Raw genomic sequence first — 23,985 nt, 5'->3', positions numbered from 1 at the left:
GCGGGGCGTGGGAGTATGGGACGTCCGCGCACCGGAGCCGGGAGAGTTTCCAGTCGGAGCGAGTGCGCCGGACGTGTCGGGCGGTTTTGCGGCGAAAGGACCGAAGCGTACGTGGGCGAGAATCCGAACCTCCTCGCGGAGCAGCGGCGCGCCCTGATCCTCGACGAGGTACGCCGTCGGGGCGGAGTCCGGGTCAACGAGCTGACCCGGCAGCTCGGTGTGTCGGACATGACGGTCCGTCGCGATCTCGACGCGCTGGCCCGGCAGGGCGTGCTGGAGAAGGTGCACGGCGGCGCGGTCCCAGTGGTCGAGGCGAGTACGCACGAGCCGGGATTCGAGGCCAAGTCGGGCCTGGAGCCGACCGCCAAGGAGGACATCGCGCGGGCCGCGGCGGAACTGGTCGCGCCGGGTGCGGCGATCGCCCTCTCGGGCGGTACGACCACGTACGCGCTGGCGCACCGGCTGGTGGACGTGCCGGATCTGACGGTGGTCACCAACTCGGTGCGGGTGGCCGACGTGTTCCACGTGGCGCAGCGCACCTCGGGGGCCCGGCAGGGCGCGGCCACGGTGGTGCTCACCGGCGGTGTGCGCACTCCCTCCGACTCACTGGTGGGCCCGGTCGCCGACCAGGCGATCGCGACGCTCCACTTCGACATGCTGTTCCTCGGCGTGCACGGGATATCGGCCGAGGCCGGCCTGTCGACGCCGAACCTCGCGGAGGCCGAGACCAACCGGCGGCTGGTGCACTCCGCCCGGCGTGTCGTGGTGGTCGCAGACCACACCAAGTGGGGTGTGGTCGGCCTGAGTTCGTTCGCCGCACTGGAGCAGGTCGACACGCTGGTGACCGATGCGGGCCTGCCGGCGGACGCCCGCGCGGACATCGCGGAGCACCTGGGGCTGGTCGTGGCGGGCGAGCCGGAGACGTCCGACTGACCTCGGCAAACGCCGCTGCCCGGCCCTGGCCCCGCTGACACCCGGCGCGACCCCGGCTACCGTGACGCCACCCGGCCGATCGTCCGCGTATGCCTCGTCTCGAGGGGGTGGTGCCCATGGCTCACCGTTTGCGTCCGGTGGGTCTCGACTTCGTCGGGACGGCTCCGGTACGTCTGGCCTTCGCACGGGAGGTCTCCGCGGCTCCGGATGCGGTCTTCCGCGCGCTCGCCGAGGACGTGCCGGGGTGGACCGCCTGGTTCTCGGCGGTGACGTTCGCCCGGCCCATCGGCGAGGGGGCGGGGCGCGAGATCCGGCTCAAGGGCGGTACGCACTTCGTGGAGACGGTGCTGACGGCCGAGCGGCCCGAGGTGTACGCCTACCGCGTGGACGTCACCAACGCGCCCGGCGCCCGGGCCATGGCCGAGGAGTGGCGGCTCGCGCCGGCCGGGACCGGCACGCGCGTGCGGTGGACGTTCGCGGCGGACGGTACGGCGCCGTTCCGTTTCGTGCTGGGCCGCGCGCGTCCGGGCCTGGGGCGGGCCTTCCGGGACGCGGTCACCTCGCTGGACCGGCGGCTCACCCGCCCGTAGCGCACGGCCCACGCTTCGTCCGGGGTCAGCCGGGCCAGGCGCCCGTGCGCAGCAGGGACTCGATCGCCGCCGTGTACGGCCCGATGTCCAGACCCTGTTCGGCGACCCAGGTGTCCGAGTAGTACTTGTCGAGGTACCGGTCCCCCGGGTCGCACAGCAGCGTCACCACGCTGCCCCGGCGCCCCTCGGCCACCATCTCGGCGACGATCTTCAACGCGCTCCACAGTCCGGTGCCCGTCGAGCCGCCCGCCTTGCGGCCGACGGCCCCTTCCAGCGCCCGGACGGCCGCCACGCTCGCCGCGTCCGGCACCTTCATCATGCGGTCGATCGCGCCGGGCACGAAGCTCGGTTCCATACGAGGCCTGCCGATGCCCTCGATCCGGGAGCCGCAGTCGCAGGTGACGTCCGGATCGCCGGTGGTCCAGCCCTCGAAGAAGCACGAGTTCTCCGGGTCGGCGACGCAGACGCGGGTGTCGTACTGCATGTAGTGGACGTAGCGCGCGAGGGTCGCCGAGGTGCCCCCGGTGCCGGCCGTGGCGACGATCCACGCCGGTTCGGGGAACCGCTCCAGCCGCAGCTGCCGGAAGATCGACTCGGCGATGTTGTTGTTGCCCCGCCAGTCCGTGGCACGTTCTGCGTAGGTGAACTGGTCCATGTAGTGGCCGCCGGTCTCGACCGCGAGGCGGGCGGACTCCTCGTACATCCGGCGGGAGTCGTCCACGAAGTGGCACCGCCCGCCGTGGAACTCGATCAGACGGATCTTCTCGGCGCTGGTCGTGCGCGGCATGACGGCGATGAAGGGCACGCCGATCAGCTTCGCGAAGTACGCCTCGGAGACGGCCGTCGAGCCGCTGGACGCCTCGATCACCGGGCGGCCGGGCCGGATCCAGCCGTTGCACAGACCGTAGAGGAAGAGCGAACGGGCGAGCCGGTGTTTCAGGCTGCCCGTGGGGTGGGTCGACTCGTCCTTCAGATACAGGTCGATGCCCCACGGCTCGGGCAGCGGGAAGAGGAGCAGGTGTGTGTCGGCCGAGCGGTTGGCGTCGGCCTGGACCTTGCGCACGGCTTCTTTCAGCCATGCGCGGTACGTCGTGTCGCTGTGGTCGACGTCGAGGGTGGCACCGGTGCGGGTTTGCTGGGGGGTACTCACGACGGGGCTCCTTACGCTGCGCGCCGACGGCGCGTCGGGCGGCCGGCGCCTCGATCATAAGCACCTTCCACACGCTTCTCACCTGCATAAACACACCTTTGGGCGGCCCAAAGACACTCCTGGATGCCGACGCCCGGCCCGGTGGGGGCGCATTCACGCGAGTGCTCCGGTCGCCTCCGGAAAGGGGCGGCGCGTACTGGTGCTCGGCGCGCGGTGCGGGCAGACTGCCAGCGGGCGGGACCGGTTCCCGCCGCGGGCGCACACTGGAGCACGACACGAGCCGGTACCGGGCGCACCGAGGTGCACGGTCCGGCAACCGACGCGCACGAGGGGGCGACGGCATGGCGGAGCCGGAGTTCAGGGCCACGGGGGTGCGGATCGGCAAGCGACTGCGCTCACTCACCCGGGCCGGAACGGTCCGGATCAGCGGTGGCAGGCTGGAGTTGCTCACCAGCTACGGCAGTGAGATCGACAGCGCTCCGGTGCAGGCGGTGCGCGCGTCCCGTCCCTGGTTCGCCCCTCAGGACCGTGCCCTCGCCGACCTCAACGGCAAGCGATACCTGCTGACCCTCGGCGAGCGGGACCCCGCGCCGGGCGAGCCGGGTCCGCCCGCGGCCCGCCGTTTCATCGAGGCGGTGCGCAGGGCGGCCGGACACCGCGGTTGAAATGTCCGTAAGTTGCGGTGCCCTACCCCTTGCGTCACGCTGGTCTCACGTCACTCTGGGTTTACCGGCGATAACGCTGCGAACCAGCCCGCCGGCCATGACAGCAGGCGGCGATGCGCCGCGTGCGCCCTGCTGGATCCGAACTCCGTGTTCTTCCGGACCTCTATGTCGGGGAGTCGCAGCCGTGATCAGTCACCCAAGCAGACACTGCACGGTGGAGCTCCAAGCCCTGCCGTCGCGGATCGGCCAGGTCCGCAGAATCGTATCTGCGCAATTGCGCTACTGGCATATGGATTCCCTGATCGACCGGGCCGCGCTCGGCGTGACGGAGTTGTTGACCAACGTCCACCTGCATGCCCGGCCCGACAAGACGTGCACCGTGGAGATAGAGCTGATCCTGGACCGGCTCACCGTCTCCGTGCGCGACCACGATCCGCGCCTGCCCGTGGTGGACGACGCCGAACCGCTCGCGACCTGCGGGCGGGGGCTCTCCATGGTGGCCGCGATGAGCGAGAGCTGGGGCGCCCGGCCGGACGGCGAGTCCGGCAAGGTCGTCTGGTTCACGCTCCCGACGGCCGTCACCGCCCCGCCGCCCGCCGCGCCACGCGTCTCCGCGCGCCCGCCGCGGCGCCTGGTGGAGGAGGTGCCGGCCGCCGCGTTCGGGAAGGTCGAGCACGCGGTCGACCTGGGCAGACCCCAACCCGCTCCCGCCCGGTCGGCCGTTGCCGGCTGACCGGGCGGTGACCCTCCGCTGCCGGCCGTGCGGCGGAGTGTCGTCGGGTGCGGACTCCCGGAGGCCTGGGCCCTCTGCAGGCCTCGACAGCCGCAGTTTCACCCCCTGCGACGACCGGGCGCGGACCAGCGGCGCGCCGCCTCCGTCGGTGGCCGCTTCACGCCGGTCGCGGTCCGAGCGCGGGGAGCGCGGCCACGCCCGCCGGTCCGCGCGCGGCGATTTCGGCCACGGGCTCGGGGGCGGGGGCGGCGTTCCCCGCGGCCGTTTCCGCACCCCGCGCTCGCCGAAGTCGGCCCGCGCTCGTCGAAGTTCGGCCGACGGTCGGCAGTCGGCGGTCTGAGGTCTGCGGTCTGCGGTCCGAGGTCTGCGGTCTGAGGTCTGCGGCCACGTGCGTACGCCGCGGGGAGGGCTCGCGCCGTCCGCTCGCGCCTCCCGGATCCGGTGGCCGCGACGGGGCCGTACCCGCTGGGCCACGGCGCCGCCCGGCACGTAGGCTCGGGCGCATGCTGAGACTCGGTATCCCTGTCATCGGCGTCACGGACCTGCCCCGCGCGGTGGCGTTCTGGACGGCTGCTCTGAACCTGGTCACCACCGAGGAGTGGCAGAGCGAGACATGGCGCACGCTCTGTCACGCCGACGGCTCCGGCCGGGCCCTGGGCCTGCTGCGCAGCGAGTCGCCTGCCGAACCGCGTCCGCGGCTCCACCTGGACCTGTTCACGGACACGGCGCAGGAGCAGCAGGCGGAGGTGCGGCGGCTGATCGGTCTCGGTGCTCGGGCCGTCGAGTGGGACCTGTACCCGCCCGACCCCGACTTCGTGGTCCTCGCCGACCCGGACGGCAACATCTTCTGCGTCGTCGACCTCAGTCACGCGCCGAGCGGCGGCGACCGGCCGGCGCCCTGACCGGCCGGAAACCGCCAGGCTAGTCCAACGCGCCCAGCGGATCGTCCAGGACCGGCTGCCAGGCCAGTTCGGCCGCGCCGACCAGGCTGTTGTGGTCCAGGCTGCAGGGCAGGATGGGCACGCCGCCGCTCTGGCCCCACAGGCTGCGGTCGGCGACGACGGCGCGCAGGCGCTCGGGGTCGGCGTCGAGGAGCGCGCGGTGGAGCCCGCCGAGGATGATGCGGTCGGGGTTGAGGATGTTGACCAGGCCGGCGAGGCCCTGGCCGAGGCGGTCGATGAGGGTCTCGGTGGCGGTGCGGACGGCCGGGTCGGCGTAGTGACCGCGGATCAGGTCGTTGGACTGCTGGAGCAGTGACACCTCTGGGCCCGGCTCGCGGCCGGCCACCGTGAGGAACGCCAGCGGGTCGGTCTCCACGTCCAGGCAGCCGTGGCCGCCGCAGTAGCAGGGGCGGCCCTCGGGGTTGACGGTGAGGTGGCCGACCTCCAGGGCGAGTCCCGAACTGCCCATGTGCAGGCGCCCGTCGAGGACCAGCGCGCCGCCTACCCCGCGGTGGCCGGTGGCCACGCACAGCAGGTCGCGGGCGCCGCGTCCGGCGCCGTGCCGATGCTCCGCGAGCGCGGCGAGGTTGACGTCGTTCGCGGCGAACGCGGGGCCGTCGATACCGGCGGCGCGCACCTGCTCGGCGAAGATCCGCCGCACGGGCGCGCCCGCCGGCCAGGCCAGGTGGAGCGGGTTCAGGGCCAGCCCCTCCGGTTCCGCGACGGCGGACGGTACGGCCAGTCCCGCGCCGACGCAGCGGCGCCCGGTCTCCCGGAGGAGCTCCGCGCCCGCCTCGACGACGGAGCCGAGGACCTTCGCCGGGTCGGCGTCGACGACCTCGCAGCCGGGCGCGGTGGCGACGATCCGGCCGCCGAGGCCGACCAGGGCGGCGCGGAATCCGTCGGCGTGGATCTGGGCGGCGAGGGCGACGGGCCCGTCCTCGGCGACCGCCAGGCGGTGCGAGGGGCGGCCCTGAGAGCCGGCCGCCGCGGCTGGACGGGCGTCGACCCGGATCAGGCCGAGCGCCTCCAGTTCGGCGGCGACCGCGCCGGCCGTGGCCCGGGTCACGCCGAGTTCGGCGGTGAGGACGGCCCGGGTGGGGGCGCGTCCGGTGTGCACGAGCTCCAACGCGGGTCCGAGCGCGCCGCGCCCCCGGTCCAGCCGCGTCCTCGAGGTGGTCCCTTCCCCCGCCCGGGGGTCCGCCTTGCCGCTCATGAGGGGGAGTCTCCCATGATCCGCGGGTGCGGGGTGCCTAGAGGCCGCTGACCCGGAGCGTGATGTTCAGCCGCCCGGTGAGCCCCAACTCGGGCGGTGCGGTGCCCGCGTGCACCCGCGGTACCCCGTGGTACGCGAGCCGGGACGGCCCGCCGAAGACGAACAGGTCGCCGCTGCGCAGCTCGACGTCCGTGTGGGGGCGGCTCCGGGTCGCCGGGTTCCCGAAGCGGAAGACGCAGGTGTCGCCGAGGCTCAGGGACACCACGGGCGCGTCGGACCTCTCGTCTGCGTCGCGGTGCATGCCCATGCGGGCGTCGGAGTCGTAGAAGTTGATCAGCGCGATGTCGTACGGCGCGTCCGCCACCGCGCCGGCGCCCAGCGCGTCGCTCACCGCCCGGCGGCCGAGGTCGCCGAGCCGGTCCGGGAAGGGCTTCACAGGGGTGCCGTCGCCGTCGACGACGGTGCGGTCGTAGGCGTACGGGTACCAGTGCCACCCGAGGCAGACCTGCCGGGCGGTCATCGTGCCGCCGCCGGGAGTGCGCACCGTACGCAGTCCCGCCGGTGGGCGGGCCCACTCGCGGCAGGCGTGCAGCAGCTCGCGCTGCCGTCCCGGGTCCAGCCAGTCCGGCACGTGGACGGCGCCGGGCGCCGGCTCGGTACGAGTCCTGGGGAACAGTTCGGCGTCCATGTTCCCATCCTGCCCGCGTCCCCCTCCACCTGGCGCCCTGCCCATGCCCCTCTCCCCTCGCGCCCCGCCCATGCCTCCCCCTCCTTTCGCGCCCCGCCCGCCCCCCTTCACTCCGTCCGGCACGGTCTGAGCTGCGGCTCGGCTAGCCTGGACGCACGATGAACGACCGCGACGACCGTATGACGACTCCATGGGGCGAGCACGTGCTGGCCCGCTTTCCCGAGGACCCGCGCGACCGGCTCCGCGCCTGGGACGCCTCCGACGAGTATCTGCTCGGGCACCTCGCGGATCAGGAGGTCCCGCTCACGGGCACGGTCGTGGTCGTCGGTGACCGCTGGGGCGCGCTGGTGACGGCGCTGGCGGCGCACCGGCCGGTGCAGATCACCGATTCGCACCTCACCCGGGAGGCGACGCGCGCGAACCTGGAGCGGAGCGGCGTGGAGCCGGGCTCCGTACGCCTGCTCACGACGCAGGACCCGCCGCCGGACCGCGTCGACGTGCTGCTGGTGCGGGTTCCGAAGAGCCTGGCGCTGCTGGAGGACCAGCTACTGCGGCTGGCGCCCGCGCTGCACGAGGGCACGGTCGTCGTCGGCACGGGAATGGTCAAGGAGATCCACACCTCCACGCTCAGGCTGTTCGAGCGGATCGTCGGGCCGACCCGGACCTCACTGGCCGAGAAGAAGGCCCGGCTCATCTTCGCCGCACCCGACCTCTCGCTGAAGCGGCCCGCCAACCCCTGGCCGCTCGGCTACCGGCTCCCCGACGACGCCGGACCGCTCTCCGGACGGTCCGTCGTCAGCCACGCCGGGGTGTTCTGCGCCGACCGGCTCGACATCGGCACCCGGTTCTTCCTCCAGCACCTCCCGGACACCGGCGGCGCCCGGCGGGTGGTGGACCTGGGCTGCGGCAACGGTGTGGTCGGTACGGCGGTCGCGTTGGCCGACCCCGCGGCCGAGGTGCTGTTCACCGACGAGTCCTTCCAGGCCGTCGCCTCCGCGGAAGCGACGTACAAGGCGAACGGGGCGGCGGGGCAGGCGGAGTTCCGGGTCGGTGACGGGCTGGCCGGGGTGCCGGACGGCAGCGTCGACCTGGTGCTCAACAACCCGCCGTTCCACTCCCACCAGGCGACGACCGACGCCACGGCGTGGCGGATGTTCACCGGGGCGCGGCGCGTGCTGCGCCCCGGCGGCGAGCTGTGGGTGATCGGCAACCGGCACCTGGGCTACCACGTCAGGCTGCGCCGCCTGTTCGGGAACAGCGAGCTGGTGGCGAGTGACCGCAAGTTCGTGGTGCTGAAGGCCGTCAGGAAGTAGTCGCCGTCAGGAGGCCGTCCGGGCCACCCCCTGGACGATCGTCGCCACCGTCCGGGCCATGGCCTCCCGCCCGGCGGTGAGGTAGCCGCGGGAGTCGACCGCTGCGGGATGCGCGGCGAGGAACTCTCTGATCGCTTCGGTCATGGCGAGATTGAGGGCGGTGCCGACGTTGACCTTGGAGATGCCGCCCGCGACCGCCGCGGCGAGTTCGCCGTCCGGGACTCCGGAGGAGCCGTGCAGCACGAGCGGCACGTCCAGCGCGCCCGACAGCTCCTTGAGCAGGTCGTGGTCGAGGGTGGCGGTGCGCGTGGTCATGGCGTGGGAGCTGCCGACGGCGACGGCCAGGGCGTCCACGCCGGAGTCGGTGACGAAGGCACGCGCCTCGACGGGGTCGGTGCGGGCTCCGGGCGCGTGGGCGTCGAGCGGCGGTGCGCCGTTCTTGCCGCCGACCTCCCCCAACTCGGCCTCGATCCACAGGCCCTGGGCGTGTGCCCAGTCGGCGGCGGCCCGGGTCGCCGCGAGATTCTCCGCGTACGGCAGCCGGGAGGCGTCGTACATCACGGAGCTGAAGCCGGCGTCCGCGGCCTGGCGCAGCAGGCCGTCGCTCTGGACGTGGTCGAGGTGCAGGGCGACGGGCACGGCGGCACCCTCGGCCGCCGCGGCGGCAGCGCGGGCCAGGGGCAGCAGGCGGCCGTAGCGGTACTTCACGGCGTTCTCACTGACCTGGAGGACGACGGGCGTACGTACGGACTCGGCGCCGGTGACGACGGCCTCGATGTGCTCCAGGGTGATGACGTTGAAAGCGGCGACGGCGGTGCGCGCGGCCGCGGCACGGCCGACCAGGTCGCCGGTGCTGGCGAGGGGCACGGTCTCTCCCTTCCCGGGCGTCGGAGCCCGAGGGCCGGGGGCGTCAGGGATCGGGGCCAGGGGCCTCAGAAGTCAGGGGGCAGGGGCCAGGGGGCAGGGGCCTCGGGGGTCGAGGGCAGGGAGCCTCGGGGGTCGAGGGCCGGAGGCCTCAGGGGCAGGGGCCTCAGGGGCCTCACGGGGCGGGCGCCGGAGGCCGGGGGGCCTCAAGGAGCGAGGATCACCGAGCGGGCGAGGTGGCGGGGCCGGTCCGGGTCGAGGCCGCGGGCGGCGGCGACGGCGACCGCGAGCCGCTGGGCGCGGACCAGTTCGGCGAGCGGGTCGAGCTCCCCGGGCACCCACAGCGCGCCGGTGGCCCGGACCTGGCCGGCCAGTCCCTCGGGCGCCTCGCCGAACATCCAGGTCGCCGTGCCGACGGTGCTGATGCTGATGGGGCCGTGCCGGTACTCCATCGCCGGGTAGGCCTCGGTCCAGGACAGGGACGCCTCACGCATCTTCAGCCCGGCCTCGTTGGCGAGTCCGACGGTCCAGCCCCGGCCGAGGAAGGTGAACTGGCTCCGCTCGACGAGCCCCTCGGGCAGCTCGGCCGCGAGGGCGGCGCGGGCGTCGGCGACGACCGCGTCGGTGTGCAGGCCCAGGTGGGCGCGGAACAGGGTGAGGGCGGTGGTCGCGAACCGGGTCTGCACGACCGACCGTTCGTCCGCGAAGTCGAGGACCACCACGTCGCCGGTGGTGGCCATGACGGGCGTGTCCGGGTCGGCGGTGACCGCGACCGTGCGGGTGCGGCCCCTCAACTCCGCGAGCAGTTCCAGTACTTCGGTGGTGGTGCCGGAGCGGGTGAGGGCGACGACACGGTCGTACGAGCGGCCCCGCGGGAACTCGGAGGCGGTGAACGCGTCCGTCTCGCCCCGGCCCGCGTCCTCGCGCAGCGCCGCCGCCGACTGGGCCATGAAGTACGAGGTACCGCAGCCGACGATCGCCACCCGCTCCCCCGTCGCGGGCAGTGCCGCCGTGTGCCGTGCCGCCTCCTCGGCGGCCCGCGTCCAGCACTCGGGCTGGCTGTTGAGCTCGTCCTCGACATACGTCATGCCGCACACTCCCCGATCACTGAGCCGTGACCCGTCGATCCATTGATCCACCGGCCCTCCACTGCTCTGATTGTTCCTGCAAGATATAGCCAGCTTTCAAGCACAATCAAGCAACACGGAGTGAAGAGGGGGTGCGCTAGGGTCGGCGGGAGATCGAGGAACGGAGGCGCGGATGTCGCGCGACGCCCGCTGGAAGGCGCTGCTGGAACTGCTCGTCGAGCGCGGCCGGCTGGACGTCGAGGAGGCGGCGACCGAGCTGGAGGTCTCGGCCGCGACGATCCGCCGTGACTTCGACCGGCTCGCCGAGCAGCAGATGCTCGTGCGCACGCGCGGTGGCGCGGTCGTGCACGGGGTCTCGTACGAGCTGCCGCTGCGCTACAAGACGGCCCGCCGCGCCTCACAGAAGCAGCGCGTCGCTCGGGCGGTCGCCGATCTGGTGGCGCCCGGCGAGGCGGTGGGGCTGACCGGAGGCACGACCACGACCGAGGTGGCGCGTGCCCTGGCCGTGCGCGCCGACCTGGCCTCCGGCACCCCCGCGCTGACCGTGGTCACCAACGCGCTCAACATCGCGAACGAGCTGGCCGTCCGGCCGCAGTTCAAGATCGTGGTGACGGGCGGGGTGGCCCGGGCCCAGTCGTACGAGCTGATCGGACCGCTCGCGGACGGGGTGCTGGGTCAGGTGACACTCGACGTCGCGGTGCTGGGCGTCGTCGCCTTCGACGCCGCGCACGGTGCCGCGGCCCACGACGAGGCGGAGGCCGCGATCAACCGGCTGCTGTGCGAGCGCGCCGAGCGCGTGGTCGTGGCGGCCGACTCCAGCAAGCTGGGCCGACGGGCGTTCGCCCGGATCTGCGCGGCCGAATCGGTGGACACACTGGTCACGGACGATGCGGCCGACCCGGACCTGGTGCGGCAGTTCGAGGAGGCGGGGGTCCGGGTCGTCACGGCCTGAGCGGCCGGCCGGCGGTCCATGGCCGTCAGTGGCCGTGACCGTCGCCGTGCCCTGCCGTGGCGGTCGGGGCGGGTTCCTCCACGCCGGGCGCCGATCCGGCCCGTACGGTGAACGCCGCGGTGTGGACCTTGCCTTGGTGCTGGAAGTCCAGGAAGAGGCGGTACGTACCGCCGCTGGGCGCGGTGGCCGTGAAGGAGATCTCCGGACCGGGCTCCGTGCTGCCGTCGCCGGGTTCGCCGTTCGGGTGGACGTGGAGGTAGGCGAGGTCGCCGGAGCGCAGGGCGACCAGGTGACCGTAGGCGCCGAGGTAGGGCTGGAGGTCGGTGACGGGTTGGCCGTCGCGGGAGACCTTCAGTTTCAGCTCGCTCGCCCTGCCGGGGCGCAGGGAACCGGCGAGTTCGACCTGATAGCCGTCGGTGCGGGCGGTGCCGTTCGGGGCCGGCAGGCGTGCGGGCTCGTAGCGGCCGGCGGCGGCGAGGTCGGCGCCGAGCGTGAGGTTCTCCGCGTTCTTCTGCGCCGGGGTGAAGTCGGCGAAGACGCGGTACCCGCCCGCGCGGGGCAGGTCGACGGGGGTGCTCCAGGTGCCGTCGGCGGCGCGGGTGGGGTGCAGGTGGCGGTAGGTGATCAGGTCGCGTGAGGCCAGGATGAGGTGGAGTTCCTTGTCGTGCTCGCGCTGGTATGCGGTGACGGCCTCGCCGTTGCCGTCCCGGACGGTGAAACGCAGTTCGCTGCGCTGACCGGCGGTGACGCGCGCAGTGGCGAGGTCGAGGGTGTAGCCGTTCTCGGAGATCTGCAGTCCGCCGGGCGGGGTGGCCTCATGCTCCGCGCGGGCGCCGCCCACCCCCGCCTCCCCCGGTTGGACCGATGGCCCGCTGTGCTGGTCGTGGGGCGCGGGCGCGCTCTCCGCGACGACCGGGTCCAGTCCCCTGCCGACGCCGTAGGCGGTGCCGAAGGTGGCGGCCAGTGCGGCGGCGAACGCGGTGATCCTCAGTCCGGTGTGCATGACGTCGTCCTCCTGCGATTCAGGGTCTCCGGCTCGCGCGGAGGCCTCTTCCTGCACCTCACCATACCCCCCAGGGGTACCGAGTCAAGAGAGTCGGAGAGTTGCGCTTGGTACCCCCTAGGGGTATACATGGACTCGGCGGGGATACCCCGGCCCCGTATGCGACGAGATCCTGGAGGAAGCCATGGCTTCGACTGTCACCACCCCCGTCACCCAGCCCGTCAGCACCACCTACGCGGTCGCCGGGATGAGCTGCGGGCACTGCAGGGCGACGCTCATTCGGGTGATCGGTGAGCTGGACGGCGTCACCGGCGTCGACGTCCAGGTCGACACCGGCCGGGTCACCGTCACCGGACCCGCCGAGCCGGACGACGCCGCGATCGCCGAGGTCGTCGACGAGGCCGGCTACGAGCTGACCGGCCGCGTCTGACCGCCCCGCACTGCCCCGCCACCGCCGGGACCCGCTCGTCGGGTCCCGGCCGACGACCCCGCATCAGGAGCAGCCATGACCACCAGCACGACCAGCGCAACGGCCGAGGTAGAACTCGCCATCGGCGGCATGACCTGTGCCTCGTGCGCCGCCCGGATCGAGAAGAAGCTCAACCGGATGGACGGGGTCACCGCCACCGTCAACTACGCGACGGAGAAGGCCAAGGTCCACTACGCCGGTGACGTGTCCGTCCCGGACCTGATCGCCACGGTCGAGGCGACCGGCTACACCGCCCGCGAGCCCGAGCCGGTACGTGCCGAGCCCGCACCCGGCACGGAAAGCACCGAGCCCGCCGACGATCTGCGGCCGCTGCGAGAGCGGCTGATCACCGCGGTGACACTGGCCGTCCCGGTGGTCGCGATGGCCATGGTGCCGGCGCTGCAGTTCGAGTACTGGCAGTGGCTGTCGCTGACCCTGACGGCGCCCGTGGTGACCTACGCCGCATGGCCCTTCCACAAGGCCGCCCTCACCAACGCCCGGCACGGCGCGGCCACCATGGACACGCTGATCTCGGTCGGCACGTCGGCCGCGTTCCTGTGGTCGCTGTGGGCGCTGTTCCTCGGCACCGCCGGCACTCCCGGCATGACCCACCCCTTCGAGCTGACCATCGCCCGCACCGACGGCGCCGGGAACATCTACCTGGAGGCCGCCGCCGGGGTGACCGCCTTCATCCTCGCCGGCCGCTACTTCGAGGCCCGTTCCAAGCGCAAGGCCGGTGCCGCGCTGAAGGCCCTGCTCCAGCTGGGCGCCAAGGACGTCACCGTGCTGGGCCCGGACGGCACTGAACGCACGATCCCCACCGGCGAGCTGGCGGTGGGCGACCGCTTCCTGGTCCGCCCCGGCGAGAAGATCGCCACTGACGGCACGGTCGTCGAGGGCACCTCCGCGGTCGACGCCTCCATGCTCACCGGCGAGTCGGTGCCCGTCGAGGTCGGCGTGGGCGACGCGGTCACCGGCGCCACGCTGAACGCGGGCGGCCGGCTGGTCGTCGAGGCCACTCGGGTCGGCGCCGACACTCAGCTCGCGCGGATGGCGAAGCTCGTCGAGGACGCCCAGAACGGCAAGGCCGCCGCCCAGCGGCTCGCCGACCGCATCTCCGGTGTCTTCGTCCCCGTCGTCATCGCCCTGGCCCTGGCCACCCTCGGCTTCTGGATCGGCAACGACGCCGGACTGACCGCCGCGTTCACCGCCGCCGTCGCCGTCCTGATCATCGCCTGCCCCTGCGCCCTGGGCCTGGCCACCCCGACCGCGCTGATGGTCGGCACCGGGCGCGGCGCCCAGCTCGGCATCCTCATCAAGGGCCCCGAGGTCCTGGAGTCCACCCGCAAGGTCGACACCATCGTCCTGGACAAGACCGGCACCGTCACCACCGGCCGCATGACCCTGCTCGCCGTGCACACCGCCGACGGCACCGACGAGGCCGACGTCCTGCGACTGGCCGGCGCCCTGGAGCACTCCTCCGAGCACCCGATCGCCCAGGCGGTGGCGGCGGGGGCGGCCGACCGCGTCGGCGTACTGCCCGTCCCGGAGGATTTCGCCAACGTCCCCGGACTCGGCGTGCAGGGGATCGTCGAGGGGCACGCCGTCCTCGTCGGCCGCGAGCAACTGCTCGCCGAGTGGGCCATGGGCCTGCCCGTCGGCCTGGCACACGCCAAGGCGGAAGCCGAGGCCGCGGGCCGCACCGCGATCGCCGTCGCCTGGGACGGCGAGGCACGGGCCGTCCTCGAAGTCGCCGACGCCGTCAAGGACACCAGCCCCGAGGCGATCACCCGGCTGCGCGCCCTGGGCCTGACCCCGATCCTGCTCACCGGCGACAACAGGGCCGTCGCCGAGGCGGTGGCCGCACACGTCGGTATCGACCAGGTCATCGCCGAGGTCATGCCCGAGGACAAGGTCGACGTCGTCAAGCGCCTCCAGGGCGAGGGCCGTTCGGTCGCGATGGTCGGTGACGGTGTCAACGACGCCGCCGCGCTCGCCCAGGCCGACCTGGGACTGGCCATGGGCACCGGCACCGACGCCGCCATCGAGGCAGGCGACCTCACCCTCGTCCGCGGCGACCTGCGCGCCGCCGCCGACGCCATCCGCCTGGCCCGCAAGACGCTCGGCACGATCAGGTCCAACCTCTTCTGGGCCTTCGCCTACAACATCGCCGCACTCCCGCTGGCCGCCACCGGGCTCCTCAACCCCATGATCGCCGGAGCGGCCATGGCCTTCTCCTCCGTCTTCGTGGTCGGCAACTCCCTGCGACTGCGGGGCTTCAAGGCCGCGAGCTGACCGGTCTCCGCTCCGGTGAGCCGTCGGCCGCCCGGTGCGGGCGGCCGACGGCTCACCGGCGTTCGACCGCTCACTGGTCACGCCGGTGGGTGCCGACGACGGCCAGCGCGGTGGCCCCCACGGCCCAGGCCCCGTAGACGGTCCAGGCGCCGGCCGTGGTCCACGGGAAGCCGGTCGGGGCGGGGGTGACGGTGACCAGCCGGTTCCACGCCTCGAACGGCAGGGCGTGCGCGACGAGGGCCGACCAGTACCGGTCGTCGGAGACGACGAGCGGCAGCACGAACAGGACCGCCACGCACGCGGTCATCGTGGCCGCGGTCTGCCGCACGAGGGTGCCGAGGGCCAGTCCCGTGAGGGCGCACACGGGGGCGAGCAGCGCGGAGGCGACCACGACCCGCAGCGCGCCGGGGTGGTCGATCGGCACCCCCACGCCCCTGCCGTCGAGGATCGCCTGGGTCAGCGCGAAGGAGACCGCGGCGACGACGCCGCCGAACACGGTCGCGGCGAGGCCGACGACGACCGCCTTGGCCGCCATCACCGCGCGGCGGTCCGGAACGGCCGCGAACGTCGTACGCAGCGTGCCCGAGGCGTACTCGCCGACCATCACCAGTGCGCCGAGGACACCCAGGGCCAGCACCATGATCATCGCCGCGTTCGCGGTGAAGGCGTCCAGCAGGGGGATGCCGTCCCGGACGAAACCGGCCCGCCCCTCGGCACCCTGTTCGCCCCAGTGGCTGTAGGTGTCGTGGGCGGTGCCCGCGTTGAAGCCGACGACGGCCAGGGCGGTGGCGCCGTACGCGATCCAGGTGGAGCGCAGGGATGCGAGCTTGATCCACTCGGCGGCGGCCAGGTCCCTGAAACGGGGGCGGGGCTCGGTGGCGGGCACGGATGTCGCCGTGGCGGTCATCGGGCTTCTCCTGCCTGGTACTGGACGCTGTCGGCGGTGAGTTCCATGAACGCCTCCTCCAGGGAGGCGGACTTGGCACCGAGGTGGTGCAACGGGACGCGGTGCCGCTGGGCGATGTCGCCGACCCGGGCCGCGGACAGGCCGGTCACGGTCAGCAGGTCGCCCTCCACGTGGACGGTCGCGCCCTCGGCCGTCAGCAGGTCCGCCAGGGCCGGCGCCGAGGGCGTGCCCACCGTGACGGCGGGCCGGGTGCCGCGGGCCGCGAACTCGGCGAGGGACTCCGCCGCGATCAGCTCGCCCCGGCCGATGACGACCAACTGGTCGGCGGTGTGCTCCATTTCGGACATCAGGTGGCTGGAGACGAACACGGTGCGGCCCTCCGCGGCCAGCCGCCGGAACAGCTCCCGCACCCACTTCACGCCCTCGGGATCGAGGCCGTTGAGCGGTTCGTCGAAGATCAGGACCGGCGGGTCGCCGAGCAGGGCGGCGGCGATACCGAGCCGTTGTCTCATGCCGAGGGAGAACCCGCCGATGCGGCGCCCCGCCACATCGGCGAGACCCGCCTGCCCCAGGACCTCCGCCACCCTGTGGCGCGGGATGCGGTTGCTGCGGGCCAGGGCCGACAGATGCGCATGGGCGCTGCGTCCGCCGTGCACGTCGTGCGCGTCCAACAGGGCGCCGACGTCGCGCAGTCCTCGCCGGCGGGCCCGAAACGGCCGGCCGTCGACGGTGACGCTGCCACTCGTGGGCTCCTGGAGTCCCAGGACCAGGCGCAGTGTCGTGCTCTTTCCGGCGCCGTTGGGTCCGAGGAACCCGGTCACCCGGCCGGGCCGAACGCTGAAGGTCAGCTCCTTGACGGCCGTCGTGCCGCCGTATCGCTTGGTGAGCTCGTTGACTTCGATCACGGTCACGACGATGCCCGCCGGGGTGGCCCCCCGTCGTCGGACCGTGGCCGACAGCCGGCGGCCCGGGGTGTCGACCAGGGTTGTACAGCCAGAGGCGGATGACCGGCCGCGGGCGCGCGCCTACGATCTTCGTATGTCCGTCTCACCGCCGCTGCCGCTGCTCAAACGGGTGCCTCCGGGCCTATGGACCGCGCTGGTGTGGTGCGCGGCGGCGGTGTCACCCGTCGTGGAGTACGTCCTCATGCCGCCCCGGGCCGGCTACTCCCTCAGCTATCCGCGCGACGGCCTGGAGCCGCTGGGGGCCAGGCTGCTGCTGCTCCTGGCCTTCGGCCTCGTGCTGGCCGGCTGTGCGCTGCTGCGGCGCCGGACGACCCTGGCGTACGCGCTGGTGGTCGCGGGGACGGTCGTGTCGACGCTGGCCTGGCGGCAGGACGAGATTCCGCCGCTCCAGTTCCTCGGCGTGTCCGTCGCCCTCGGTCATGTGGCGGCCGGCCGGCCCCGGCGCACCTCGCTCGCGGCGGCCGGCGGCACGCTGGCCGTGCTGGCCTGCTACCCGGTCCTGCGGTGGGTCCCGGGGCCGGACTCCGGTACCGCGCCCGAGCCGTTCGTGGCTCTGACACTCGCCGTCGCCTGGCTCGTCGGCCACTCCGTGCACCAGGCCCGCGCCCACACGGAGGAGCTCTACGCGCGGGCCGCCGCGCAGGCCGTCACGGCCGAACGGCTGCGCATCGCCCGGGAGATGCACGACACGGTCGCCCACAGCATCGGCATCATCGCGCTGCAGGCCGGTGCCGCCGCCCGGATCGTCGACTCCCGGCCGGAAGCGGCCAAGGAGGCGATGCGCACGGTCGAGCGGACGGGCCGTGAAACGCTGTCCGGACTGCGGCGGCTGCTCGGCGCGCTGCGCCAGGCCGACCAGGACCGGGACCCGGGCCAGGAACGGGACCGTGCGCGGCAGCCCGGCCCGGGCTGGTCCGCCCTGCGGCCGGCGGCGGGCCTCGCGGACCTGGACCGGCTCGCCGCCACCACGACGGCCGCCGGTGTGAGCGTGGAGGTGCGGTGGCGGGGCACGCCCCGCCCACTGCCCGCGGAGATCGACCTGGCGGCGTTCCGGATCGTGCAGGAGGCGGTGACCAATGTCGTACGCCACTCCGGGGCCGGCTCCTGCCGGGTGAGCGTCGAGCACCGCGAGGACGAACTCGCCGTCGAGGTCCGTGACCGCGGCAGCGGCGGCGCGGCGGGCACGGAGACGGGCTACGGACTGGCCGGCATGCGGGAGCGGGCCGCACTGCTGGGCGGCGACTTCCGGGCCGGCCCGTGCCCCGGCGGCGGATTCCTGGTGACGGCCCGGCTGCCTCTGCCGGTGGACGCGCACACCGAAACGGAAACGAGGGCGACGGCCGGATGACCATTCGTGTAGTACTCGCGGACGACCAGCCCCTGATCCGCACCGCCTTGCAGCTGGTCATCGCCGAGACCACCGACCTGGAGGTCGTGGGCGAGGCGGCGGACGGCGCCGAGGCGGTGCGGCTGACCGGCGAGCTCGCCCCCGACGTCGTCGTGATGGACCTGCGGATGCCCGGCACGGACGGTATCGAGGCCACCCGGCAGATCACCTCCGGCCCCGACGCCGCACGCGTCCTGGTCCTGACGACCTTCGACGACGACGAGGACGTCTACGGAGCGCTGCACGCCGGCGCGTCCGGGTTCCTCGTCAAGGACATGGCGCTGGACGACATCCTCGCCGCCGTACGGATCGTCGCCGCCGGGGACGCGCTGATCGCGCCGAGTGTCACCCGGCGCCTGATCAAGGAGGTCACCGGCCGCTCCCGGGCAACCCCGCCCCGGCGTGCCGAGCTGGGCCGCATCACCGACCGCGAGCGCGAGGTGCTCACCCTGGTCGGCCGGGGTCTGTCCAACGCCGAGATCGCCGACACCCTCTGCCTCAGCATCGCCACCGCCAAGACCTATCTGACCCGTCTGCTGGCGAAGCTGGATGCCCGGGACCGGGTCCAGCTGGTCATCCTCGCCTACGAGACGGGCCTGGTGTCGGCCTCCGGGTGAGTCGCCGGGGGCGAGGTCCGCAGCGTCGTCCCCCGGACGGGCCCCGCCGGCGCGCCGCGCGCCCTGAGACGGACCAGGCTGGTGCGGCGACGACCGCACTCGGTGCGCCGGCGGGCCCACGGCGCCCCCGGGTGCCGCCCGGTCCCATCGCCCGCGGAGCAGGAGCCCCATGACCGAACCGACCGATGCCGACGGGGACACCAGCGGCCCGCTCGCGCCGGACCCCGGCCCGGCGCGTCCGCGCAGGCGGGCCGCCCTCACCGCCGTACTCGGTGATCTGCGTGCCGTGGACGGCGCCTTGTACGCGGCGGTGGCCGCCACGTCCACGCCCGTGCTCGACCGGGCGCTGCGCCGGCTGTCCCACGCCGCCGACCACTCGAAGGTCTCGCTCGGGATCGCCGCCGCGCTCGCGGTGAGCGGTGCGCGTCCGCGCCGGGCGGCCCTCGTCGGGGTGGGGGCGGTCGCCGTGGCGTCGGCGTCCTCGAATCTGCTGGGCAAGCGGCTGGTGCGCAGGGCGCGGCCGGACCGGGAGGCGGCGCGGGTGACGGTGGACCGCTATGTGCCCATGCCCGCGTCGGCCTCGTTCCCGTCCGGGCACACGGCCTCGGCGGTCGCGTTCGCCACGGCGGTCGGCGTCGTGCTGCCCGCCGCCGCCGTCCCGCTCGGCGCGCTGGCGAGTGCCGTCGGCTACTCCCGGGTGCACACCGGCGTGCACTATCCGGGTGACGTGGCCGCCGGCGCCGTCCTGGGCATCGCCAGTGCGGCCGCCGCGCTGGCGATGGCGGCGGCCGCTCCGGTGCCGGGCCTGCGGTCGGTCTACTCGGCGACGCCGCCCGGGCCCGGGTAGACGGACGCGGCGCGGGCCGTCAGCCGAAAGCCTTCACGGCTTGGTAGTACGTCCACGCCGTGCCGTCGCAGGCGGTCTTGGTGGCGCCGCCGTAGCGGGCGCAGACTCGCTTGAGGTCCTCGTAGAAGGCGCTGTCGAGGCGGGACTTGTTGGCGCTGAAGGAGCCCGCGTCCTTGTAGTTGCGGTATCCGAAGTCGTGTCGTGCGCAGGAGGTGCTGAACGGGAAGCCGAACGGGTTGTCCGGCGAGGAGGAGCAGTAGTCGGTGGTCCAGTCGAACCCGTAGGCGGCCCAGGCGGACTGGTTCGCGCGCGCGGCGGTCCAGGCGTTGTGGCTGGACGCGCTGGTCTGGGTCCAGCTCGCGAGTACCTGCGGTTTGTCGGCGGGAGCGGCGTCGGCGGTCGCGGCGGTGGCGAGGACGGTGGTCATGGCCAGGGCCGAGGCGGCGAGTCCGGTGGCGAGTCTGCGGTGCATTCCACACCTCCATGAGGGTGCGACCCGCCCCTCGGGTCGCAGGTTCATGTCAAGATGATGCGCATCTCGGCCATCCCTTCACACATCTGCCGCCCTAATGACCCATTAACTCTTCGGCCCGGCAGGAGATCAGAACCTGAACACCGCCCGTCCCGACCTGAGCGGCCGTCAACTTCCGGGCGCCCGCGGCACGTCGGCCACCGCGGGCAGTGCCTGGCCCACGGGCTGCTCCCCCTGGTACGGCAGCGTGGTGCCCGCCAGCGCGTACTCGTCGCGGCGGCCGCACATGCCGTAGCCGCCGAGCCGGGTGGGCGCCGCCTCGTACGCGGTGGCCGCGGCGAGGTACGCCGGGTCGCCGTCGGTGAGCGCGTCGAGTTGGGCGCCGGTGCGCTCGGCGGTGGCCAGCGCCCCGGACCGCCACAGCTCACGCCAGCCGGGCACCCTGTCGCGCACCAGGCGGGCGGCGGCCCGCTGGAACTCCCGGTACGGGCCGGCGTCCCCGGCGACGAGTGCCTCGCGCAGGGCCAGGTAGCCCACGACGGCGAGGTCCCTGCGGCGCCGGGCCGCCGCCTCCGTCTCCGGGCCGCCACCGGGTGGCAGCGTGGCCGCGGCGGCGTACGCCTCCGGGTCGGCCAGCACCTCGGGTGGGAAGGTGAAGACGGCGTCCCCGGCCTCGGGCAGGCCGCTGTTCTGCATCAGCACGGTGATGCGCAGGTCGCCGCCCTGCACCATGCGGTGCACCGTGCCCGGCGTGAACCAGGCGACGGTGCCGGGCTCCAGCGGGATGTCCCGGTAGCCGTCGGGGCTCAGCGTCTGCACCGCGCCGCGCCCGCCGGTGACGACGTACGCCTCCGTGCACACCAGGTGCAGGTGCGGGCTGCCACCGCGGACGCCGTCGGCGGCCGCCCAGTCGTAGGCGCTCAGGTGGGACAGGCCGACCGCGCCGGGCAGGGGGTGGGACAGCAGGGGCCCGGAGTCGCTCACCACGGCAGGCTCTCCAGGTACGCCCCGATCCGGTCGCCGTCCCAGGCGCCGTCGGCGACCACCACGCGGTAGCGGTAGGCGAAGGACTCGCCCGGTGGCAGCTCGAACTCCTCGAAGAACGCCCAGGAGAACGCCACGGTCGGGATCGGTTCGGCGCGCACGAACCAGTGGGAGGGGTGGATGGCGGTCTTCTCGTCGAGGTTCTCGGGCGCGTGCGCGAAGACGAGTGTGGAGTGGACGTCGACGTCGTCGTGCTCGGCGGTGAACGCGAGCCACGGCCCCTGGGTACCCATCAGTGTGCCGGCGCCCGCCGCACCGTCCGGGGCGAAGGCGGTACCGCCGGTGAAGTCGCGGGGGCCGCGCCACTGGAGGCCGGTGTAACCGGCCATCTCGCGGCCCGCCGTGGTCGGGGAGCCGAACACCAGTGGTTGCGCACGGATGTTGGTGAGCCGGATCGACCAGTCCAGGGCCCACGCACCGGCCTCCTCGTCGACCGAGTGGACGGTCAGGCCGCGCTCCTCCCGGGCCCACTCGGCGCCGCCGTTCTCGATCCAGGTGAGGCTCTCGGTGATCGCGAACCGGTCGTCCTCGACGGTGCAGCCGGGGAAGCCGTCGTGCCGCATCGAACCGATGCGCTCGGGCAGGGGCAGGTAACCCTCGCCGTGGACGTAGGAGTTGCCGCCCCAGAAGTTCTGGCCGGAGAGATGACTGGCCGTCATCTGCAGGCCCTTGTGCCAGCGGTGGTCGTTCGGCCGGTAGCCGGTCACCGTGCGTCCGGTGAGGGTGCGCACCGGGTGGGCGTAGGGCTTGCGGGACTCGAAGGGCTCCGGGTCGGGGCGGTAGACGTAGCGGAGGATCTCCGTGCCGTTCGCCGCGGTGACCGCGAGGTGGTCGCCGTGGGTGTGGCTGACGCTCAGGGTACTCACGCGTGCTCCTCGGGGGCCCAGTCGGGGTGGCCGCCGTGCATGGCCGAGTGGAAGGGGTCGCCGGGTGCGATCTCGCCCGCGAGGACCGGCTGTCCGGTGAACGCCGCCTTGTACAGGGCGGCGGCGAACTCCAGCGTGGCGCGGGCGTCCGCACCGCTGCCCGGCGGCCTCGCGCCGGCGTCCCAGGCGTCCAGCACGGCGCCGAGCTGCGCGGTGTGCGAACTGGGCACGTCCGCCGCCGGGGTGCGCCAGGCGGCGGCGCGTTCGGGGGCGACGTGCCGGGCCGGGGTGTAGGTCCAGTCGTCGTTGCGGTGCCCGTACAGGTGGGTCAACTCGACCGTCGCGTCGGCGCAGTCGACGCGGACGCGGCTCACCTCGTCCGGCGAGAGCACGCTGTTGACGACGGTGGCCAGGGCGCCGTTCTCGAACCGCACCAGGGCGGTGGAGACGTCCTCGCTCTCGGTGTGGTGGACCAGCCGTGACGCCATGGCCCGCACCTCCGCCCAGGGGCCCAGCAGATGCAGCAGCAGGTCGTACTGGTGGATGCCGTGGCCCATGGTCGGACCGCCGCCCTCGGTGGCCCAGCGTCCGCGCCAGGGCACCGCGTAGTAGCCGGCGTCGCGGTGCCAGGTCGTCTGGCAGTGCGCGACCAGCGGGGCACCCAGCTCACCGCTCGCGATCAGGTCACGGGCGTGCGCTGCGCCCGAGCCGTACCGGTGCTGGAAGATCACGGACGCGTGCGCCCCGGAGGCCTCCTCGGCCGCCGCGATGTCGTCGTACTCGGCGAGGGAGAGGCACAGCGGCTTCTCGCACAGCACCCAGGCGCCGGCCTTGAGGGCGGCCACCGTCTGCTCCCGGTGCAGGGACGGCGGCGTGCCGATCAGGACGAGGTCGGGGCGTACGGCGTCCAGCATGGCACCCATCGACGTGTACCCGGCGACGTCCCCGCCCGCCTCGGCCCGGAAGGCGTCGAGCCGGTCCTGGTCCACGTCGACGGCGGCGACCAGTTCCGTCCGGTCGGCGTGGGCCCGGAGGGCGGGCAGGTGGCCGCCGGTGACGATGGCACCGGTACCGACCACGGCGACCCGGCGGCGGGCTGGGCGTGGGGACATGCGGTCCTCCTCGGACGCCGGCGCACGGCAGTCACGCGCACCGCTAGAAAGCGCTTTCACTCCGGCAGACCATAGGCGGGGAGTGAATGTCTGGACAACCCCCCAGCGTTTGCGGGCTCGGCACGCGGCTGGTCGACTGTCGCCCGGGGGGACCGGAGCCGGTCGTACCGCGCCGGCGCAGTCTTCCGTCCTCGTCCCGAAGGAGTCCAGGCGTGAGCAACCCGAAGTCGTCGTCCGTGGAGCACCGGTCCGACGGCAGCCAGCCCTGGCTGCACCAGAAGGGCCGGATCATCCAGGAGTTCGGCACCGTCAAGCAGTTCCCCGTGGCGCTGACCATGGAGACCCGCCTCTACTCCTGCCAGCGGCTCAACAAGGTCCTGGCGGACACCCGGATCCTGCACGACCTGTACAAGAAGTACCACTGGCTCATGCGCGGGGCGACGTTCTACCAACTGCACCTGCTGCTGGACAAGCACGCGGGCGAGCAGCTGGAGCTGATCGACACCATCGCCGAGCGCGTCCAGACGCTCGGCGGCGTCGCGATCGGCGATCCCCGGCACGTCGCCGAGATCACCACCGTGCCGCGCCCGCCGGACGGGGTGGAGGAGGTCCCGTCCATGCTGTCACGGCTGCTGGAGGCGCACGAGCTGATCCTGACCGACTGCCACGACGCCGCCGGCCGCACCCAGGACCTCGGTGACGACGGCACCAACGACCTGCTCGTCTCCGAGGTCGTGCGCACCAACGAACTGCAGGCGTGGTTCGTGGCGGAGCACCTGGTGGACACACCGCTGGTGCACGCCTGATCCCGTACGACGCGACCTCCGCGGCCTCGCCGGGGGCCGCCGTCACGCTCCGTGCTCCCCCG

25 protein-coding genes are annotated in these 23,985 nt (G+C 73.5%); 13 read left to right on the top strand and 12 right to left on the bottom strand.

The features are described from left to right. Nucleotides 1-111: 111 nt before the first annotated feature. The gene (locus tag ACH4F2_RS11550; RefSeq protein WP_398132502.1) at nucleotides 112-933 is read left to right on the top strand and encodes a DeoR/GlpR family DNA-binding transcription regulator; all 822 of its coding nucleotides are present in this window, start codon (nucleotides 112-114) and stop codon (nucleotides 931-933) included. A 116-nt stretch (nucleotides 934-1,049) separates the two neighbouring features. Next, entirely contained in the window at nucleotides 1,050-1,523 is a 474-nt protein-coding gene (locus tag ACH4F2_RS11545) for an SRPBCC family protein (RefSeq protein WP_398132501.1), read from the top strand. Nucleotides 1,524-1,548: 25 nt separating this feature from the next. Here the strand turns inward: ACH4F2_RS11545 and ACH4F2_RS11540 are convergent, their stop codons facing one another. Beyond that, nucleotides 1,549-2,673: a PLP-dependent cysteine synthase family protein gene (locus tag ACH4F2_RS11540; RefSeq protein ID WP_398132500.1), complete on the bottom strand. Its 1,125-nt coding sequence runs from the start codon at nucleotides 2,671-2,673 to the stop codon at nucleotides 1,549-1,551. Nucleotides 2,674-3,014: 341 nt separating this feature from the next. Between ACH4F2_RS11540 and ACH4F2_RS11535 the strand changes: the two genes are divergently transcribed. The 3 genes from ACH4F2_RS11535 to ACH4F2_RS11525 all read left to right on the top strand — a co-directional run bounded on the left by ACH4F2_RS11535 (nucleotide 3,015) and on the right by ACH4F2_RS11525 (nucleotide 4,973). After that, nucleotides 3,015-3,338 carry a hypothetical protein gene (locus ACH4F2_RS11535; RefSeq protein WP_398132499.1) on the top strand — a complete coding sequence of 108 codons (324 nt, stop codon included), beginning with the start codon at nucleotides 3,015-3,017 and terminating at the stop codon, nucleotides 3,336-3,338. Nucleotides 3,339-3,522: 184 nt separating this feature from the next. Then, nucleotides 3,523-4,071: an ATP-binding protein gene (locus ACH4F2_RS11530; RefSeq protein WP_398132498.1), complete on the top strand. Its 549-nt coding sequence runs from the start codon at nucleotides 3,523-3,525 to the stop codon at nucleotides 4,069-4,071. Between the two features lie 503 nt (nucleotides 4,072-4,574). Continuing rightward, on the top strand, nucleotides 4,575-4,973 hold the full coding sequence (locus tag ACH4F2_RS11525) for a VOC family protein (RefSeq protein ID WP_398132497.1): 399 nt from the start codon (nucleotides 4,575-4,577) through the stop codon (nucleotides 4,971-4,973). Nucleotides 4,974-4,992: 19 nt separating this feature from the next. Here ACH4F2_RS11525 and ACH4F2_RS11520 read toward each other — a convergent pair whose 3' ends face one another. Both ACH4F2_RS11520 and ACH4F2_RS11515 read right to left on the bottom strand, forming a co-directional pair. Then, nucleotides 4,993-6,228 carry an ROK family protein gene (locus tag ACH4F2_RS11520; protein ID WP_398132496.1) on the bottom strand — a complete coding sequence of 412 codons (1,236 nt, stop codon included), beginning with the start codon at nucleotides 6,226-6,228 and terminating at the stop codon, nucleotides 4,993-4,995. 37 nt (nucleotides 6,229-6,265) lie between these two features. Further along, nucleotides 6,266-6,916, bottom strand: a complete 651-nt coding sequence (locus ACH4F2_RS11515) for an alpha-ketoglutarate-dependent dioxygenase AlkB family protein (protein WP_398132495.1) — start codon at nucleotides 6,914-6,916, stop codon at nucleotides 6,266-6,268. Nucleotides 6,917-7,095: 179 nt separating this feature from the next. Here ACH4F2_RS11515 and ACH4F2_RS11510 point away from each other — a divergent pair, with 179 nt between their 5' ends. After that, entirely contained in the window at nucleotides 7,096-8,229 is a 1,134-nt protein-coding gene (locus ACH4F2_RS11510) for a methyltransferase (protein WP_398132601.1), read from the top strand. A gap of 6 nt (nucleotides 8,230-8,235) precedes the next feature. Here the strand turns inward: ACH4F2_RS11510 and ACH4F2_RS11505 are convergent, their stop codons facing one another. Further along, complete coding sequence (locus tag ACH4F2_RS11505) at nucleotides 8,236-9,096, bottom strand: ketose-bisphosphate aldolase (RefSeq protein ID WP_398132494.1); 861 nt, start codon at nucleotides 9,094-9,096, stop codon at nucleotides 8,236-8,238. 203 nt (nucleotides 9,097-9,299) lie between these two features. Further along, nucleotides 9,300-10,181, bottom strand: coding sequence for an SIS domain-containing protein (locus ACH4F2_RS11500; protein ID WP_398132493.1), 882 nt, complete (start codon nucleotides 10,179-10,181; stop codon nucleotides 9,300-9,302). A gap of 172 nt (nucleotides 10,182-10,353) precedes the next feature. Between ACH4F2_RS11500 and ACH4F2_RS11495 the strand changes: the two genes are divergently transcribed. Continuing rightward, complete coding sequence (locus tag ACH4F2_RS11495; RefSeq protein WP_398132492.1) at nucleotides 10,354-11,133, top strand: DeoR/GlpR family DNA-binding transcription regulator; 780 nt, start codon at nucleotides 10,354-10,356, stop codon at nucleotides 11,131-11,133. Between the two features lie 25 nt (nucleotides 11,134-11,158). On the opposite strand, the gene ACH4F2_RS11490 is transcribed toward ACH4F2_RS11495, so the two are convergent. Beyond that, nucleotides 11,159-12,136 carry a hypothetical protein gene (locus ACH4F2_RS11490; RefSeq protein WP_398132491.1) on the bottom strand — a complete coding sequence of 326 codons (978 nt, stop codon included), beginning with the start codon at nucleotides 12,134-12,136 and terminating at the stop codon, nucleotides 11,159-11,161. A 184-nt stretch (nucleotides 12,137-12,320) separates the two neighbouring features. Here ACH4F2_RS11490 and ACH4F2_RS11485 point away from each other — a divergent pair, with 184 nt between their 5' ends. Continuing rightward, complete coding sequence (locus ACH4F2_RS11485; protein ID WP_398132490.1) at nucleotides 12,321-12,566, top strand: heavy-metal-associated domain-containing protein; 246 nt, start codon at nucleotides 12,321-12,323, stop codon at nucleotides 12,564-12,566. 75 nt (nucleotides 12,567-12,641) lie between these two features. Next, nucleotides 12,642-14,900 (top strand): heavy metal translocating P-type ATPase, encoded by a 2,259-nt coding sequence (locus ACH4F2_RS11480; protein ID WP_398132489.1) that lies wholly within the window; start codon nucleotides 12,642-12,644, stop codon nucleotides 14,898-14,900. Nucleotides 14,901-14,970: 70 nt separating this feature from the next. On the opposite strand, the gene ACH4F2_RS11475 is transcribed toward ACH4F2_RS11480, so the two are convergent. Next, on the bottom strand, nucleotides 14,971-15,807 hold the full coding sequence (locus ACH4F2_RS11475) for an ABC transporter permease subunit (protein WP_398132488.1): 837 nt from the start codon (nucleotides 15,805-15,807) through the stop codon (nucleotides 14,971-14,973). Continuing rightward, complete coding sequence (locus ACH4F2_RS11470; RefSeq protein WP_398132487.1) at nucleotides 15,804-16,712, bottom strand: ABC transporter ATP-binding protein; 909 nt, start codon at nucleotides 16,710-16,712, stop codon at nucleotides 15,804-15,806. Before ACH4F2_RS11470 ends, ACH4F2_RS11475 begins: the two co-directional genes overlap by 4 nt. Nucleotides 16,713-16,845: 133 nt before the next feature. Here ACH4F2_RS11470 and ACH4F2_RS11465 point away from each other — a divergent pair, with 133 nt between their 5' ends. From ACH4F2_RS11465 to ACH4F2_RS11455, 3 genes are all read left to right on the top strand, one after another. Beyond that, nucleotides 16,846-18,120, top strand: coding sequence for a sensor histidine kinase (locus ACH4F2_RS11465; protein ID WP_398132486.1), 1,275 nt, complete (start codon nucleotides 16,846-16,848; stop codon nucleotides 18,118-18,120). Beyond that, nucleotides 18,117-18,776, top strand: coding sequence for a response regulator (locus ACH4F2_RS11460; RefSeq protein ID WP_398132485.1), 660 nt, complete (start codon nucleotides 18,117-18,119; stop codon nucleotides 18,774-18,776). The genes ACH4F2_RS11465 and ACH4F2_RS11460 overlap by 4 nt, the downstream gene beginning before the upstream one ends. Before the next feature lie 169 nt (nucleotides 18,777-18,945). Continuing rightward, nucleotides 18,946-19,623, top strand: coding sequence for a phosphatase PAP2 family protein (locus ACH4F2_RS11455; protein WP_398132484.1), 678 nt, complete (start codon nucleotides 18,946-18,948; stop codon nucleotides 19,621-19,623). Nucleotides 19,624-19,642: 19 nt separating this feature from the next. On the opposite strand, the gene ACH4F2_RS11450 is transcribed toward ACH4F2_RS11455, so the two are convergent. The 4 genes from ACH4F2_RS11450 to ACH4F2_RS11435 all read right to left on the bottom strand — a co-directional run bounded on the left by ACH4F2_RS11450 (nucleotide 19,643) and on the right by ACH4F2_RS11435 (nucleotide 23,117). Further along, on the bottom strand, nucleotides 19,643-20,095 hold the full coding sequence (locus tag ACH4F2_RS11450) for a phospholipase (protein ID WP_398132483.1): 453 nt from the start codon (nucleotides 20,093-20,095) through the stop codon (nucleotides 19,643-19,645). A gap of 168 nt (nucleotides 20,096-20,263) precedes the next feature. Beyond that, a complete protein-coding gene (locus tag ACH4F2_RS11445; RefSeq protein WP_398132482.1) occupies nucleotides 20,264-21,082 on the bottom strand; it encodes a cupin in 819 nt (272 codons plus the stop codon). Then, complete coding sequence (locus ACH4F2_RS11440) at nucleotides 21,076-22,005, bottom strand: PmoA family protein (protein WP_398132481.1); 930 nt, start codon at nucleotides 22,003-22,005, stop codon at nucleotides 21,076-21,078. Before ACH4F2_RS11440 ends, ACH4F2_RS11445 begins: the two co-directional genes overlap by 7 nt. Beyond that, nucleotides 22,002-23,117: a Gfo/Idh/MocA family protein gene (locus ACH4F2_RS11435; protein WP_398132480.1), complete on the bottom strand. Its 1,116-nt coding sequence runs from the start codon at nucleotides 23,115-23,117 to the stop codon at nucleotides 22,002-22,004. Before ACH4F2_RS11435 ends, ACH4F2_RS11440 begins: the two co-directional genes overlap by 4 nt. Nucleotides 23,118-23,329: 212 nt before the next feature. Here ACH4F2_RS11435 and ACH4F2_RS11430 point away from each other — a divergent pair, with 212 nt between their 5' ends. Then, the gene (locus ACH4F2_RS11430; protein ID WP_398132479.1) at nucleotides 23,330-23,923 is read left to right on the top strand and encodes a Dps family protein; all 594 of its coding nucleotides are present in this window, start codon (nucleotides 23,330-23,332) and stop codon (nucleotides 23,921-23,923) included. Nucleotides 23,924-23,985: the final 62 nt, after the last annotated feature.

Source organism: Streptomyces sp. NPDC017890 (assembly GCF_044328675.1).
Taxonomy (GTDB): domain Bacteria; phylum Actinomycetota; class Actinomycetes; order Streptomycetales; family Streptomycetaceae; genus Streptomyces.
The sequence above is the reverse complement of the archived record's forward strand: the minus strand, read 5'-3'. Positions and strand labels throughout refer to the sequence as shown.

Bases quoted from the DNA above. Each gene is read 5' to 3' on its own strand.
- ACH4F2_RS11545 (WP_398132501.1), top strand. From the start codon at position 1,050: ATGGCTCACCGTTTGCGTCCGGTGGGTCTCGACTTCGTCGGGACGGCT.
- ACH4F2_RS11535 (WP_398132499.1), top strand. From the start codon at position 3,015: ATGGCGGAGCCGGAGTTCAGGGCCACGGGGGTGCGGATCGGCAAGCGA.
- ACH4F2_RS11525 (WP_398132497.1), top strand. From the start codon at position 4,575: ATGCTGAGACTCGGTATCCCTGTCATCGGCGTCACGGACCTGCCCCGC.
- ACH4F2_RS11520 (WP_398132496.1), bottom strand. From the start codon at position 6,228: ATGAGCGGCAAGGCGGACCCCCGGGCGGGGGAAGGGACCACCTCGAGG.
- ACH4F2_RS11515 (WP_398132495.1), bottom strand. From the start codon at position 6,916: ATGGACGCCGAACTGTTCCCCAGGACTCGTACCGAGCCGGCGCCCGGC.
- ACH4F2_RS11510 (WP_398132601.1), top strand. From the start codon at position 7,096: ATGACGACTCCATGGGGCGAGCACGTGCTGGCCCGCTTTCCCGAGGAC.
- ACH4F2_RS11500 (WP_398132493.1), bottom strand. From the start codon at position 10,181: ATGACGTATGTCGAGGACGAGCTCAACAGCCAGCCCGAGTGCTGGACG.
- ACH4F2_RS11495 (WP_398132492.1), top strand. From the start codon at position 10,354: ATGTCGCGCGACGCCCGCTGGAAGGCGCTGCTGGAACTGCTCGTCGAG.
- ACH4F2_RS11490 (WP_398132491.1), bottom strand. From the start codon at position 12,136: ATGCACACCGGACTGAGGATCACCGCGTTCGCCGCCGCACTGGCCGCC.
- ACH4F2_RS11485 (WP_398132490.1), top strand. From the start codon at position 12,321: ATGGCTTCGACTGTCACCACCCCCGTCACCCAGCCCGTCAGCACCACC.
- ACH4F2_RS11480 (WP_398132489.1), top strand. From the start codon at position 12,642: ATGACCACCAGCACGACCAGCGCAACGGCCGAGGTAGAACTCGCCATC.
- ACH4F2_RS11475 (WP_398132488.1), bottom strand. From the start codon at position 15,807: ATGACCGCCACGGCGACATCCGTGCCCGCCACCGAGCCCCGCCCCCGT.
- ACH4F2_RS11465 (WP_398132486.1), top strand. From the start codon at position 16,846: ATGTCCGTCTCACCGCCGCTGCCGCTGCTCAAACGGGTGCCTCCGGGC.
- ACH4F2_RS11460 (WP_398132485.1), top strand. From the start codon at position 18,117: ATGACCATTCGTGTAGTACTCGCGGACGACCAGCCCCTGATCCGCACC.
- ACH4F2_RS11455 (WP_398132484.1), top strand. From the start codon at position 18,946: ATGACCGAACCGACCGATGCCGACGGGGACACCAGCGGCCCGCTCGCG.
- ACH4F2_RS11450 (WP_398132483.1), bottom strand. From the start codon at position 20,095: ATGCACCGCAGACTCGCCACCGGACTCGCCGCCTCGGCCCTGGCCATG.
- ACH4F2_RS11435 (WP_398132480.1), bottom strand. From the start codon at position 23,117: ATGTCCCCACGCCCAGCCCGCCGCCGGGTCGCCGTGGTCGGTACCGGT.